This is a genomic window from Pseudomonas sp. Irchel 3A18, from assembly GCF_900187465.1.
Taxonomy (GTDB): domain Bacteria; phylum Pseudomonadota; class Gammaproteobacteria; order Pseudomonadales; family Pseudomonadaceae; genus Aquipseudomonas; species Aquipseudomonas cichorii.
On the sequence record NZ_FYDI01000004.1, the window covers coordinates 363,460 to 376,541 of the forward strand.

11 protein-coding genes are annotated in these 13,082 nt (G+C 57.5%); 3 read left to right on the top strand and 8 right to left on the bottom strand.

All coding sequences use genetic code 11. From position 1 onward, the window contains the following. Positions 1-26: 26 nt before the first annotated feature. Positions 27-1,334 carry a C4-dicarboxylate transporter DctA gene (dctA, locus tag CKW23_RS10040; protein ID WP_095067503.1) on the top strand — a complete coding sequence of 436 codons (1,308 nt, stop codon included), beginning with the start codon at positions 27-29 and terminating at the stop codon, positions 1,332-1,334. A 145-nt stretch (positions 1,335-1,479) separates the two neighbouring features. On the opposite strand, the gene CKW23_RS10045 is transcribed toward dctA, so the two are convergent. After that, positions 1,480-2,070 carry a TetR/AcrR family transcriptional regulator gene (locus CKW23_RS10045; RefSeq protein ID WP_025261367.1) on the bottom strand — a complete coding sequence of 197 codons (591 nt, stop codon included), beginning with the start codon at positions 2,068-2,070 and terminating at the stop codon, positions 1,480-1,482. Positions 2,071-2,170: 100 nt separating this feature from the next. On the opposite strand from CKW23_RS10045, the gene CKW23_RS10050 reads away from it, so the two are divergent. Beyond that, entirely contained in the window at positions 2,171-2,929 is a 759-nt protein-coding gene (locus CKW23_RS10050; RefSeq protein ID WP_095067504.1) for an SDR family oxidoreductase, read from the top strand. A 695-nt stretch (positions 2,930-3,624) separates the two neighbouring features. After that, positions 3,625-4,872, top strand: coding sequence for a ribonucleotide-diphosphate reductase subunit beta (locus tag CKW23_RS10055; protein ID WP_025261369.1), 1,248 nt, complete (start codon positions 3,625-3,627; stop codon positions 4,870-4,872). A gap of 162 nt (positions 4,873-5,034) precedes the next feature. Here CKW23_RS10055 and CKW23_RS10060 read toward each other — a convergent pair whose 3' ends face one another. The 7 genes from CKW23_RS10060 to CKW23_RS10090 form a co-directional block, all read right to left on the bottom strand. Then, entirely contained in the window at positions 5,035-6,342 is a 1,308-nt protein-coding gene (locus CKW23_RS10060; RefSeq protein WP_095067505.1) for a type II toxin-antitoxin system HipA family toxin, read from the bottom strand. Then, complete coding sequence (locus tag CKW23_RS10065; protein WP_025261371.1) at positions 6,339-6,728, bottom strand: helix-turn-helix domain-containing protein; 390 nt, start codon at positions 6,726-6,728, stop codon at positions 6,339-6,341. Before CKW23_RS10065 ends, CKW23_RS10060 begins: the two co-directional genes overlap by 4 nt. A gap of 403 nt (positions 6,729-7,131) precedes the next feature. Next, positions 7,132-8,733, bottom strand: a complete 1,602-nt coding sequence (locus CKW23_RS10070) for a 5-guanidino-2-oxopentanoate decarboxylase (RefSeq protein ID WP_095067506.1) — start codon at positions 8,731-8,733, stop codon at positions 7,132-7,134. Next, positions 8,730-10,247 carry an amino acid ABC transporter permease/ATP-binding protein gene (locus CKW23_RS10075; RefSeq protein ID WP_095067507.1) on the bottom strand — a complete coding sequence of 506 codons (1,518 nt, stop codon included), beginning with the start codon at positions 10,245-10,247 and terminating at the stop codon, positions 8,730-8,732. Before CKW23_RS10075 ends, CKW23_RS10070 begins: the two co-directional genes overlap by 4 nt. Positions 10,248-10,318: 71 nt before the next feature. Continuing rightward, the gene (locus CKW23_RS10080; RefSeq protein ID WP_095067508.1) at positions 10,319-11,116 is read right to left on the bottom strand and encodes a transporter substrate-binding domain-containing protein; all 798 of its coding nucleotides are present in this window, start codon (positions 11,114-11,116) and stop codon (positions 10,319-10,321) included. Positions 11,117-11,148: 32 nt separating this feature from the next. After that, positions 11,149-12,186, bottom strand: coding sequence for an isopenicillin N synthase family oxygenase (locus CKW23_RS10085; RefSeq protein WP_095067509.1), 1,038 nt, complete (start codon positions 12,184-12,186; stop codon positions 11,149-11,151). Continuing rightward, a complete protein-coding gene (locus CKW23_RS10090) occupies positions 12,183-13,043 on the bottom strand; it encodes a sugar phosphate isomerase/epimerase (RefSeq protein WP_095067510.1) in 861 nt (286 codons plus the stop codon). The genes CKW23_RS10085 and CKW23_RS10090 overlap by 4 nt, the downstream gene beginning before the upstream one ends. Positions 13,044-13,082: the final 39 nt, after the last annotated feature.

The window sequence follows — 13,082 nt, forward strand, 5'->3', positions numbered from 1 at the left end:
CACAACAATAAAATGAGGTGCTTCCCGTGGAAACTTCCAAGTCCCGCTGGTACAGCCAGCTTTATGTGCAGGTGCTTATCGGCATCGTGATCGGTGCCGCAATCGGTTACTTCGTGCCGGATATCGGAGCCAAGCTGCAACCCTTCGCCGATGGCTTCATCAAACTGATCAAGATGCTGTTGGCGCCCATCATTTTCGGTACGGTCGTCGTGGGTATCGCCAAGATGGGCAGCATCAAGGAAGTCGGGCGCATTGGTGTGAAAGCGCTGATCTACTTCGAGATTCTTTCGACCATCGCCCTTGTTCTCGGCCTTGTTGTGGTCAACATCGTGAAACCTGGCGTAGGGATGAACATCAACGCCAGCGCGCTGGATGCAAGTGCGATCAGCAAGTACAGCCAGGCGGCAAGCGAGCAAGGCGGCACCATTGAGTTCTTCCTCAACATCATCCCCCCTACCTTCCTGGGCGCATTCTCCAATGGGGTCATGCTTCAGGTTATTCTGCTCTCGGTCCTGATGGGGGTAGCCCTGGTTCAAATGGGCGAAACCAGCAAGCCGCTCATCAACACCATTGATCTGTTCCTGCAAGGCCTGTTCAAGATCGTTGCGATGGTCATGCGCCTGGCTCCGCTCGGGGCCGGTGCCGGCATGGCGTTCACCATTGGCAAGTACGGGATTGGTACCTTGCTTTCACTGGGCCAGTTGCTGGTCGCGCTCTACATCACGACCCTGATTTTCATTGTGGTCATACTGGGTGCGGTTGCCCGGTGGTCGGGCATGCCCCTCATGCAGTTTCTGCGTTATTTCAAGGATGAAATCCTCATCACCCTCGGAACCTGCTCGACTGAAGCCGTACTGCCGCGAATGATGGTGAAACTTGAAAAGCTCGGCTGCAAGAAATCCGTGGTGGGGATGGTGCTGCCAACGGGGTACACCTTCAATGCCGACGGCACCTGCATCTATCTCACCATGGCCGCCATCTTCATCGCCCAGGCGACCAACACGCCCCTGACCTTCATGGATCAGATGATTCTGCTGGGCGTATTCCTGCTGACCTCAAAAGGCTCGGCTGGCGTAGCGGGTGCGGGCTTCGTGACACTCGCGGCAACGCTCACAACCATCCATTCCATTCCTCTGGTAGGCCTGGTCTTGCTCCTGGGCATTGACCGGTTCCTCAACGAAGCACGAGCCGTGACCAACCTGATCGGCAATGGCATCGGCACCCTCGCCATTGCCAAGTGGGACAACTCGTTCGACGTCGAGGCCTGCGAGCGTGAAATCGCTGCCATGAAGCACGACAAGGCAGCAAGAAAGGCATTACTGACGCAAAAGTAATCGGCAAGGCACACACAACGTGTAGGAGGCAGCTTGCTGGCGAAAAAGACTTCAAAACCGACAGATATTCTGTGTCTGTACTGAAGTCGCCAGCAAGCTGCCTCCCACACAGTGACTTATGACCTTAACTGATCGGCATTAAAGGCTACGCATCGTCCTTTTTCAGGCTTTGAGGGCTGCCGGCGCATAGACCATCCATCACCAGATTCATCAATCTGGCCAGGCGTGGGCGCCATTCGCTCTGGGAATCTATCTGCCATATGCCGGCAATGGCCAGGAAGAAGTCGTCATTGGTCACCCCGCAACGAATCGTTCCGGCCTTTTCATTCGCCTTCAAAAGCAATTCGGCTGCTGACTGGATTGGCGCGTACCCCGACTTCCCCGGAAATTCATATGCAGAGGCGGCCTGTCGTATCGCGGTCGCAAGCCCGGCCTTTGTCATTGCGTATTCAGCGAGGCAGCCCATCCATTCCCGCAGGGCCTCCTCAGGTTTTTTTGTCGCGAGCAGCTGTTCTGCCAACGCGGCCACCTGCTGCATTTCGAATTGATAGACCTCGAATACCAGGCTCTCCCTGGTCGCGAAATGACGATAGAACGTGCCCTGCCCTACCCCGGCCTTTTTCGCAATCGCGCTCAGCGCAACTGCAGGATCGAGTGTCAGCTCGACCACCGCGACCTCCAGGATCCGCTCCCGGTTTTTCCGGGCGTCAGAACGCATCACCAATTCGTCACTCATGAACAAAGTTTTTCCTTCATCGCCTTGCAAGGCGGACAGCTGTCCGATAGCTTCCACAAGTGGACAATCGTCCGAATAAACACCATCACTGGATTTTACTATGAACAGCACTGGCAATACGATTCTGGTCACCGGCAGCACCTCAGGCATAGGCCTCGGCCTGGCGCTCGAGCTTCACAAGGCGGGCAACACCGTCATCATCGCGGGACGTCGCAAAGCGCTGCTCGACAAGATCGTATCGGAACATCCGGGCATCGAATCCGTAGTGCTGGACGTCTGCGATCCGCAGTCCATTCAGCGCACCAGCGAAGCGCTTGCGATCAGTCACCCGAACCTCAACGTCCTCATAAACAACGCTGGCATCATGCACTGGGAGGATCTGACCGCCCCGCAAGACCTGAGCACTGCCGAAGACATCGTGACGACAAACCTGCTGGGCACGATCCGCATGGTGTACGCATTCATCCCTCAACTGATCAAACAGCCCAAGGCAACGATCATCAATGTCAGTTCGGCTCTGGCATTCGTCCCGCTGCCTGCCACACCGACCTACAGCGCAACCAAAGCGGCCGTTCATTCGTTCACTCAAAGCCTGCGGGTTCAACTGGAAAGCTCGTCGGTCGAAGTGATTGAGCTTGCGCCGCCGGGTGTGCGCACCACGTTACTCGGCCAGGAAAACGACGAACACGCCATGCCCCTGGACGAGTTTCTGAATGAAATATTCGACCTGCTCAAGGTCACTCCGACCCCGAGCGAACTGGTCGTCGAGCGCGCCAAGCCGTTACGGTTTGCGGAAGCAAGCGGCTCACATGCTGATGTACTGAAAATGCTTTCGGGATACAAACCACCGGCAGAATGATACTGACCCGCACCTGATGCCATCGGTGGTCGGGCGACATCGCCTTGATGTAAACCGATGGCACTCACTACTCTGACTACTGGCCATTCGTCGATTTACCGACAGCAAAACCGCCAGCATTCAAGCGCATGAAATTTTCGCACTCCTCTGAGAGCCGCTGTCTACGGGCAGGTGCAACTCTTGACCCAGGTCATGCTCTAAACAAACGCTCGGAAAAGGTGGCCAATGAGCCATTGCCGGAAAAGCCGAGGCACTATATCCTGCGTTTCTGATTGTAAAAAACACTACATAAGGGATTTCCGCTTCGTTTGCCGCCCATTTTCGGTGCAATGAAAATGAACGTGCCAACCTGAAAAAAAGCGCGAAATCACACAGCAAATTCAATGACGGATGAACAAGCTGCGGAGAAAAATCTGTATACTCCCGCGCTTGCTCCAGGGCACTCAAATGACCATTTGCAAATGCAAAGCTGGCTCACCTGAAAGCAACCCCGAAAACCCGTATTGCTCGCGTGTGAGCCGACCTCACAAGCGCACTGAACGACCGACAATTTCATAGATCGGCGATCACTAAAGACTCCGAGTAAACCTCGAACATTCACTGCCAGCGTGCACCTGTCGCAACGCTGGCGATCCACAATTGAAAATCCAACCGCGGTTGCCGCAGGCACCCTCACGCACAGGAGCTTTACCACCATGCTGAGCTGGGACGAATTCGACAAAGACGAAGGCGAAGTAGCCTCCAAACCCAACCAGGCTGCACAGGCTCACGAAGCCACGATGGATCGCCTGGACAGCGCCGGTGGCGCTGCCGCACTGGAAGCCCGCGCAATTACCGCCAGCGACTCTGCCGCCCTGATCCGCGCCAAGAAAGCACTGGATGCTCTGGACGTTGCCGAAGGTCTGGCTGAACTGGAAGGTGCTTCGGCCCGTGTCGCTGTCGATGAAAAGCGCATGATCAACTGCCGCGCCGACCTCAACCAGCTCGTGCCTTTCAAATATGACTGGGCCTGGCAGAAGTACCTGGACGGTTGCGCAAACCACTGGATGCCGCAAGAAGTCAACATGACCGCCGACATCGCCCTCTGGAAAAACCCGGAAGGCCTGACCGACGACGAGCGCCGCATCGTGATGCGCAACCTGGGCTTCTTCTCCACCGCCGACTCGCTGGTTGCCAACAACCTCGTGCTGGCCGTGTACCGCCTGATCACCAACCCCGAGTGCCGCCAGTACATCCTGCGCCAGGCCTTCGAGGAAGCGATCCACACCCACGCTTACCAGTACTGCATCGAATCGCTGGCCATGGATGAAGGCGAGATCTTCAACATGTACCACGAGATTCCATCGGTCGCCAAAAAGGCAGCCTGGGGCCTGAAATACACCCGCTCGATCTCCGATCCGAAGTTCGAGACCGGCACCGTCGAAACCGACAAGGAACTGCTGCGTAACCTGATCGCCTACTACTGCGTTCTGGAAGGCATCTTCTTCTATTGCGGCTTCACCCAGATCCTCTCCATGGGTCGCCGCAACAAGATGACCGGCGTTGCCGAGCAGTTCCAGTACATCCTGCGCGACGAATCCATGCACCTGAACTTCGGTATCGACGTGATCAACCAGATCAAGATCGAAAACCCGCACCTGTGGGATGCCGAGATGAAGGAAGAAGCCACGCAGATGATCCTGCAAGGCACCCAGCTGGAAATCGAATATGCCCGCGACACCATGCCTCGCGGCGTACTGGGCATGAACGCTGCGATGATGGAGGACTACCTCAAATTCATCGCCAACCGTCGCCTGTCGCAGATCGGCCTGAAAGAAGAATACCCGGGCACCAACAACCCGTTCCCATGGATGAGCGAAATCATGGACTTGAAGAAAGAGAAAAACTTCTTCGAGACTCGGGTTATCGAGTATCAGACTGGCGGTGCGTTGAGCTGGGATTGATTGGTTCTTCTTCTCCCCCCTCTTCGCGAATGAATTCGCTCCCACGGTGCACAGTGAATGTGTGTGGGAGCGAATTCATTCGCGAAAGCCCAGGAACATCCATCACCCGCGGATAAATCCGCACCCCTCCCTGAATTTGATGTATGCCTTACCTGGCTGATATCAGGGCAGCTCTCCTACCAGATAACTGCGATGCGTTTTACCGATGCGCTCAATAGACGCTTGAGCGACCCCGGCTTGCGCCGCATACAAAGGCCATTGCATTACGGCATCGTGTACCTGCCGGATGACCTTACTAGCATCCATACCTCGAACCAGCCTTGCGACTGACAAAAGATCGTCGAGGGTGAAGGCATCGCGCTTCCCGTTAATGGTCATTTGGTGGGTTTCAACCCATTCGCTACCTGGCAGGTAAGACCATGAAACGTCATATGCAGGCGTCAGGTACCAGGTCCCGTCCGTATCCATCATGAAAGCGATGTTTTTTGTGTGATCATCCTGATTCCGAGCAATCACGTTAAAGACCATACGACGATAGAACTCTTCAGCCTCATCTCGCGAACATCCAAGCGTACGCAGCACAGTAAATGCTTCAGCATAGGAGTACTGGCCCGGCCTTCGAAAGTCCGCATGGTCCAGAGCGCACAAGGTTGCCATATGAATCTTCTCGCCTTGAGCCGTTCGATCAAAGCGCTTGGTCATGAAGTGCGCCCGACCACCTTCCTCAAGCAAGCGGCACTCAGTCATTGTTATACCAGCGGCCCTCGCCATGAGGTGATACGCAAACTCGATTCGTCCATAACCTTGACTGTCTGCCAGGACATTCGAGTTTTTGGCGACATCAAACTTCAGCAGCCAATATTCAAATCCTGCGGGTGCAGGCACCTGACCAGAGCGGATTTCAAGCTTGTCGTTTATCGCAATGATCGCCTTGGCCCGCGCACCGCCAGCACTTGTACCGATCTGAATCAGATTCTGCAGCGCAGCATCGTCAACCGAGGGATCCTTGGCGGTCAGCCGCTCGGCCAGAGACTCACGTCCGGAAAGGACCTCGCTGGCAATACGCACCAAAGCGTCAATCTGAATACTCTCGGCTTTATTTTGCTCACCAGCCAGTGCTGGCCGGTACTCAAGGGCACCCATCCCTCGTGAACCCTGGTATAGCAATCTTTCGACAGGGGTAAACGTCATCCTGCTGCGCCCTTGTTGCGCCAGCCACGCATCGATGAGTGCATTACCAAAGTCATCCGGAAGTGAATCGGCCAGTACTGAAGGCAGCCCCTTGAAGGTGTCACGGTTCAGACTCTGGAAAATATAGGTGTAGCCAGCACGCAGAGGCATATGGATAGGGGATATCTCAAGCCCTGTGCCTACGAACTCAGGAGCGTATTCGAATTCGCCAATCTGGGCTTCAGCGTTCCAGTTCAAAGCGCCAACATAGACGTCCCAGAGGTATATTCTTGCGATCACCAGCCAAGGTCCTTCTTCACGTCCGGATTGCCGATGAGCTTCGGCTTATCAATTGTTGTTTTACGCAGGGCAGCCGTCGGCTTTTCAGCTTTGGAGTAAGCCGCCCTCATCCGCTGTTTTCCCTGCATCTTTGCCATCTGGATCGGACTCGCCCGGACCTCAGCAATCATTGACGACAGGCGATCAAGCTCACCCAGCGCCCGAAGTACGGCGATCACATTCACCAGAGTCCCCTTACCGGAAGCGATTTTCCGATAGGTTTCTCGCGAGATGCCCGCTTCGTGCGCAACCACGTCCTGATGGATATTGCGCTTGAGTCGTATGGCTTCGATACGCTCGCCAATGACAGCCGCGATTGCATCATCGGTCATGGAAATGGTTTGCATAGTGCTCTCATTCCTATGCGCAAAGCGTTAAATATATGTTTTTTGCCCAGAATTTTAGGCGTTGTGAATTGATATTAGGAGGAATCCATAAAAATGCATAGCGCCTTTATTTCTAGGCACAAATACCAAATAACGACTATAACGCCTATAAATCTATGCATTAAACAACGCAAACCCGAGACAGCAGGATTTACGATACCGACGCCCTGAAAGCTTGGGGATGAGTGACTGATTCACCTTTGAATACTCACCAGTCGTGGTGAGTGAAAGATTGCCCAACAGCTTCTCGCCGTCGAGAAAGCGGTGTGTCAGGCGAAGTGAGGCTGAAAATGTGTTGCCTGTCACTGGGTCGTCGCGGCCAAGGCCCCTCCCACAAGTGACAGTTATGACTTAACTGATCAGCTCACGGCACAAACGGTGGCGCCTCGTTGATTTCGATGATCAGCGGGCGATCATTCGGGGCTTCGCGCAGCAGGGTTTGCAGGTGCGCATGGTCACGGGCGCGTTCGGCGGCGCAGCCGAAACCTCGGGCAATTGCGAGGAAGTCCGGGGTGTAGATGTCCACGCCTAACGGCGTGATATCCCGGCGTTCCATGTAGCGCTTGATCTCGCCATATCCCTGGTTATTCCACAACAGCACGATGACCGCGATTCGCGCTTCCACGGCGCTGGCCAGTTCCGGCAGCGTGAACTGGATGCCGCCGTCGCCCATCAGGCTGATCACCGTTCGCTCAGGCTCGGCCAGTTTGGCGCCGAGTGCGGCGGGCAGGCCGTAGCCCAGCGTGCCGTAGCCGGTGGAGGCGTTGAACCAGCGGCGCGGGCCATCCAGGTCAACCAGATGATTGCCGCTGTACACGGTCTGGGTCGAGTCACCGACAAAACGCGCCTCGGGCAACACTTCCAGTACGCACTCGAACAGCTTCCGGTAATGCGCCCAGCCGCTGAAGTCTTCAGCCAGTTGTTCGCGCACCTCAGCCGCCCTCTTCGCTCCCGGACTGTCGGGGCTTGCAGCACGAACTGGCAACTCGGCCAGCAAGGCGCGCATCGCCTGACGGGCATCGCTGTGGATGGCCAGGCTCGGAGCATGGTTGCGGGTCAACTGTTCGGCATCGATATCGATACGGATCAACTCGCCGCCAATCCGGAAATTACCGTCGAACACCACGTCGTAATCGGTTTCGCCCAGTTCGGTGCCAATCGCCAATACCACATCAGCTTCCAGCGCCAGTTGTCGTACCGGCACCAGCGACTGGTTGCTGCCCAGCAACAACGGATGATCCCCCGGCAACAGGCCTTTGGCGTTGATGGTCAAGGCCGTCGGCGCATCGAGACGGGCCACCAGTTCACGGGCCTCGTCCATGGCCGCGACGCAACCGCCGCCCAGCAGCAAGAGTGGGCGCTGTGCAGAGCGCAAACGTTCTGCTGCCTCATGAATGGCCGCCAGATCCGGCACCGGTCGGGCAATGACCTGACGTGGCAACAAGGCCAACTGATCGGCTGGCGCGGTGATGATGTCCAGCGGCAACTCGATGTGTACCGGCCTCGGGCGCTGGCTGTCGAAGACTGCAAAAGCACGCGCCAGCACGGCGGGCAATTCTTCGACGCTCATCAGGGTATGGCTGAAGGCACTGACACCGGCGACCATGGCGCGCTGGTTCGGCAATTCATGCAGATACCCGTTGCCCAGCCCCAGCCGCGCCCGCTCGTTGACACTGGAAATCACCAGCATCGGAATCGAGTCGGCATAGGCCTGGCCCATGGCGGTCAGGATATTGGTCATCCCAGGCCCGGTGATGATGAAACAGACACCCGGCTGGCCACTGACACGGGCATAACCATCGGCCATAAAACCCGCGCCCTGTTCATGGCGCGGCGTGATATGGCGGATGCCACTGTCTGGCAACCCGCGATACAACTCAACAGTGTGTACGCCGGGAATACCGAACACGGTATCGACACCCCAGGCATGCAGTTGCTGGACAAGAAATTCACCACATGTGGTCATGCCGTTACCTCCTGTTCCAGACCGATAAAGCGGCGCACCCGTGGGTCGCCTTCGCTGCGGATCGATGCAGGCGAAGCATCGGTCACCACATGGCCGTTTTCCATGAACACGATGCGGTCGGAAATCGACAGCGCAAAATCCATTTCATGGGTCACGATCAACATGGTCATGCCGTCGCGGGCCAGGTCACCGATCACCTTGAGCACATCGCCCACCAGTTCCGGGTCCAGCGCCGAGGTAGGTTCGTCGAACAGCATGATGTCTGGCTCCATGGCCAGGGCACGGGCAATCGCCACCCGCTGTTGCTGGCCACCAGACAACTGATGCGGGTATTTGTCGGCATGTGCCAGCAGCCCGACCCGATCCAGCAGCGCATGGCCCTTGCGGCGTAGCTCGGTGGAATCGGCCAAACCGTGATAACGCGGCGCGAGGATGACGTTATCGAGGATGGTGCGATGCGGAAACAGGTTGAAGTTCTGGAACACCATGCCAATGCGCCGGATACCCTGGCGGATGACCGGCGCATCGTCACGCTTGCCTGCCTTGATGAAGTCATTGCCGAACAGCACGATCTCGCCACGATCAATGCTTTCCAGGCTGTTGATAGTACGGATCAGCGACGTCTTGCCCGAGCCGGACGGGCCGATGATGGAAATCACCTCACCAGGCTTGACCACAAGGTCGATGCCCTTGAGGACTTCGTGATTGCCATAGCGCTTGTGAATGCCGCGCAGCAACAAGGCATCGGGTTGCCCTGGCACCGGCTCGTTACGTTTTTTGCTGTCACTCGCCGGTTGGCGCAGGGCCTGGGCCTGTGTGTCATCGAGGGTGCCAGCGTTCTTGCGTGACAGGTCCAGATGACGCTCGGCCCATTGCAACAACCAGCCAAACAGCGTGACGATCAGCACGTAATACACGGCCACGGCCGCCAGGGTTTCCAGCACCAGAAAGTTCTGCGCATACAGGCGCTGGCCGACCAGCAGCAACTCGTTCAGGGAAATCACCGACACCAGCGAAGTGAGCTTGACGATGGTCACGTATTCGTTGGTCAGCGTCGGCAAGGAAATACGAATGGCCTGGGGAATGATCACCAGCCGCTGCGCGCCGATCCCGCGAATGCCCAGCGCCTTGGCCGCTTCACGCTGGCCCTTGAGCACCGACAGCAACCCACCGCGATGGATCTCGGCCATGTAGGCGGTTTCGGTCAGCACCAACGCGATCAAGCCGGAATAGAACGGCTGCGACAGCACGCTGCCGGTCATGGGAAACAACTGCGGCAGGTTGTAGACGAACACCAGCAGCACCAATAACGGGATGCTGCGAAACAGCCAGATATAAAAACTCGCCGGCATGCGTAACCAGGCATGGCCGGACAGTTTGGCACTGGCCAACAGAAAGCCCAGCACCAGCCCGATGGACCAGGACAAGGTGCTCAACTGAACCACAGTAAGGCAGGCTTTCCAGAAGGCAGAGACAGAAAACAGCGAGAAAAAATAGGCCCAATCAAATGCCATGATGACCTCGGTGAATCAGATAAAGGTTGCAGGAGCGAACGGGCAAGCGCGCTCCTGCACAGTGGCAGTATTTACGCCGGGTCCAGGTTGTACTTCTTGAGCAACTGGCTGTACTCGCCGCTCTGTTTGTAGGCCTCGACAGCACTGCGCAGTTTTTCCAGCAGCTCGGTGTTGCCCTTCTTCACATAGACGCCCAAGGTCTGGGCATACAGTGACTTCTGCGAGCTGATGACGATGCGGCCACGGGCCTTGTCGATGATCATCTGCGCAGCGGCGGAGATTTCCAGATGGGCCTGGATGTTGCCGGACATCAGCGCCTGGGACGCCTCGGCCGTGGTCGGGAATTCGCTGATCAGGATCTCGCCCTTGTTCTGCTTGGCGCAGTAATCGCTGGACACCGCCTTGAGCTGGTTGATCCAGTTGGTACCCTGCTGCAGACCGACTTTCAGGCCGCACAAGTCCTCAGGCTGCTGCGGTTTGGCGGTGCTGTCGCTGCGCACCATGATCGCTGCGCCCACCTGCGCGTAAGGAATGGCTTCCGCCTGCTTGGTGCGCTCCTCGGTGATGTACATGCCCGAAATGATGGTGTCGAAGCGGTTGGCATTCAGGCCCAGAATCAGGTTCGGGAAGCGTGTGTCGACGAACTCGACCTTCAGGCCACCGATCTGCTTGGACAGGGCGGCGGACACTTCCGGGTCGAAACCCACAACCTTGTCGCCGTCGTAGGACTCGAACGGCGGATAGGAGATTTCCATACCGACCTTGAGCGTGCCCGGCGTGGCAGTCGGTGCCGCCTGGGCGCTGCCCGCGAACAACAGAGACAGGCCGAGCACAGAAGTGGCAAGGCGCGAAAGCGTGGAGTTTTGCATAGTCGTCATTCCAGGTTGAGGGAAAAGGCAGATCACAAAGTCACGCTCTGGTTTTTCAGATGCCCGAAGCTTGAAGGCTTTCTGGCGCGTTCCGGCAAGGCAATCTGCCCACTGGCCACGCGCTGGCGAAGGTATTGATACGTCTGCAAGGCCTGGGCCCACATGTGCTCGCCAATGGCGATGGGCTCGTAATTCTGTTCAGCCGCCGCGAACTGCGGCAACGGTTTGATAAGGGTGTGGTAGTCGCAGGCATAAAACAGCGGGAACGAATAGCGCTCCTGCCTGACCTTGCGCACTCGATGGGCCGTGGCGACAAAAGCACCGGCGGTCATCACTTCCAGCATGTCGCCGATGTTCACCACAAAGGCATCGCCCAACGGTGGTGCGTCGATCCACTCGCCCTGCTCGTTCATCACCTCCAGGCCCGGCTGATCAGCCTTGAGAATGGTGAAACACTCGTAATCGGTGTGCGCGCCAATGCCCGGAGCATCCTGCGCTTCGCCGTCGTAGGGGTAATGGATCAGGCGCAGCTTCGAGGGCGGGAAACAGGCCATGTCATCAAAGGCATGCTCATCCAGCCCAAGGGCCAGGGCAAAGCCGCGAAACAACTGATGCCCCAACGCGAACACGGCCTTGTAATACGCCTGCACCGACGCCTGAAAACCCGGCAGGCTCGGCCAGTCATTGGGCCCCAGCAGCGGCGTACCGGCGAGCACCAGCGGGTTGTCGGCGGGGACTTCAAAACCGATGTCGAACGCTTCCTTGTGATCCGGCTTGCCGGTGCCATACACCTCCTCGCCTTCAGGCACGAAACCCTTGTGGCTCTGGGACGTACCGATGTAATGACGCATCTTGGCGTCCAGCGGCTGGGCGAAATACTGCTCGGCGGCGCGGTGCAGGTTGTCGACCAACTCGGGGGCGATGCCATGGCCGGTGATGTAGAGAAAACCGACCTGCCGGGCCGCATCGCCAAGTGCCTGGGCCACGGCTTGGCGATCCTCCAGACGCTCGCTGAACAGACCGTGAATATCGACCACGGGAATCCGGGTGAAAGCTGAACGTTCACTCATGGCAGCAGGCTCTCTGGACGATTGAAAAAGGCATTGAAATGCTCGCGTTCGGTACGGCCCATCCAGGCATTGAGGCTCCACAGATCGGCCACCGGCACATCGGTGAAAGGCAAATGATGCAGATAACCATCGGGGCCGAACTCGGGCGTCAAGGTGGTCCCGGTAAAACCACGGGCCAGTTGCGAACGCCAGATCGCTTCCCAATGCTGCTGATGAAACGCCAGCGCTGCGGCGTATTCCGGAGCCGCCGGGTGCGGCACCTGAGGGCCTTGGTCGTAGCCCACCCGAGCCTGAATGTGATGAACGCGCTCGACAAAGGCACCGAGATCGTCAGCCGGGTCGTCCAGCAGCCGCTCGCAGGTCACCACCCAATGGCTGATATCGCTGGTGAAACGCAGGTCCGGCACTTGCTCGATCAGTTGCAGGGTCAGCCACGGATTGAACAACGAACGCGCCCGGTGCGTCTCGAAACTGCACGTCAAACCGCTGCGCGATGCAATCTCCAGCGCCTCACCCAAAAAATCCACCTGCTGGGCCAACGGCCAGCGGTCATTGCCAGCCAGCACATTCACAAAGCGCGGCTCAAGCTCGGCGGCCAGTTGCAACTTGTGCCTGAAATCGGCCAGATGCTCAGCCGGCGTGGCCGACTGCAACGGCAGCACCGGCGTGGAAGTGAACAGCGTCGCGATATACGGCACCCGGTTGTCACGCAGGAAAGCCGCGAACGCCGCACGCTCGGCCTGCTGCTCGGGGATACGCGCTTCAAAGCCCTCGAAACCCGCTGCATGGGCTTCATCCAGCGCCTGCTGCCACGTGCCGCGATACCCCCACAAGGTACGAAAGATTTCCAGCTTCATGGGCTGCTCCAGCGTCTGTCACGGTTGGTCGGTGGGAGC

What these genes read in the sequence shown, in the direction of transcription:
- CKW23_RS10075 (WP_095067507.1), bottom strand. Translation starts at nt 10,247, where the DNA reads ATGGCATTTGATTGGGCCTATTTTTTCTCGCTGTTTTCTGTCTCTGCC.
- CKW23_RS10070 (WP_095067506.1), bottom strand. Translation starts at nt 8,733, where the DNA reads ATGACCACATGTGGTGAATTTCTTGTCCAGCAACTGCATGCCTGGGGT.
- CKW23_RS10080 (WP_095067508.1), bottom strand. Translation starts at nt 11,116, where the DNA reads ATGCAAAACTCCACGCTTTCGCGCCTTGCCACTTCTGTGCTCGGCCTG.
- CKW23_RS10085 (WP_095067509.1), bottom strand. Translation starts at nt 12,186, where the DNA reads ATGAGTGAACGTTCAGCTTTCACCCGGATTCCCGTGGTCGATATTCAC.
- CKW23_RS10065 (WP_025261371.1), bottom strand. Translation starts at nt 6,728, where the DNA reads ATGCAAACCATTTCCATGACCGATGATGCAATCGCGGCTGTCATTGGC.
- CKW23_RS10055 (WP_025261369.1), top strand. Translation starts at nt 3,625, where the DNA reads ATGCTGAGCTGGGACGAATTCGACAAAGACGAAGGCGAAGTAGCCTCC.
- CKW23_RS10090 (WP_095067510.1), bottom strand. Translation starts at nt 13,043, where the DNA reads ATGAAGCTGGAAATCTTTCGTACCTTGTGGGGGTATCGCGGCACGTGG.
- CKW23_RS10045 (WP_025261367.1), bottom strand. Translation starts at nt 2,070, where the DNA reads ATGAGTGACGAATTGGTGATGCGTTCTGACGCCCGGAAAAACCGGGAG.
- CKW23_RS10050 (WP_095067504.1), top strand. Translation starts at nt 2,171, where the DNA reads ATGAACAGCACTGGCAATACGATTCTGGTCACCGGCAGCACCTCAGGC.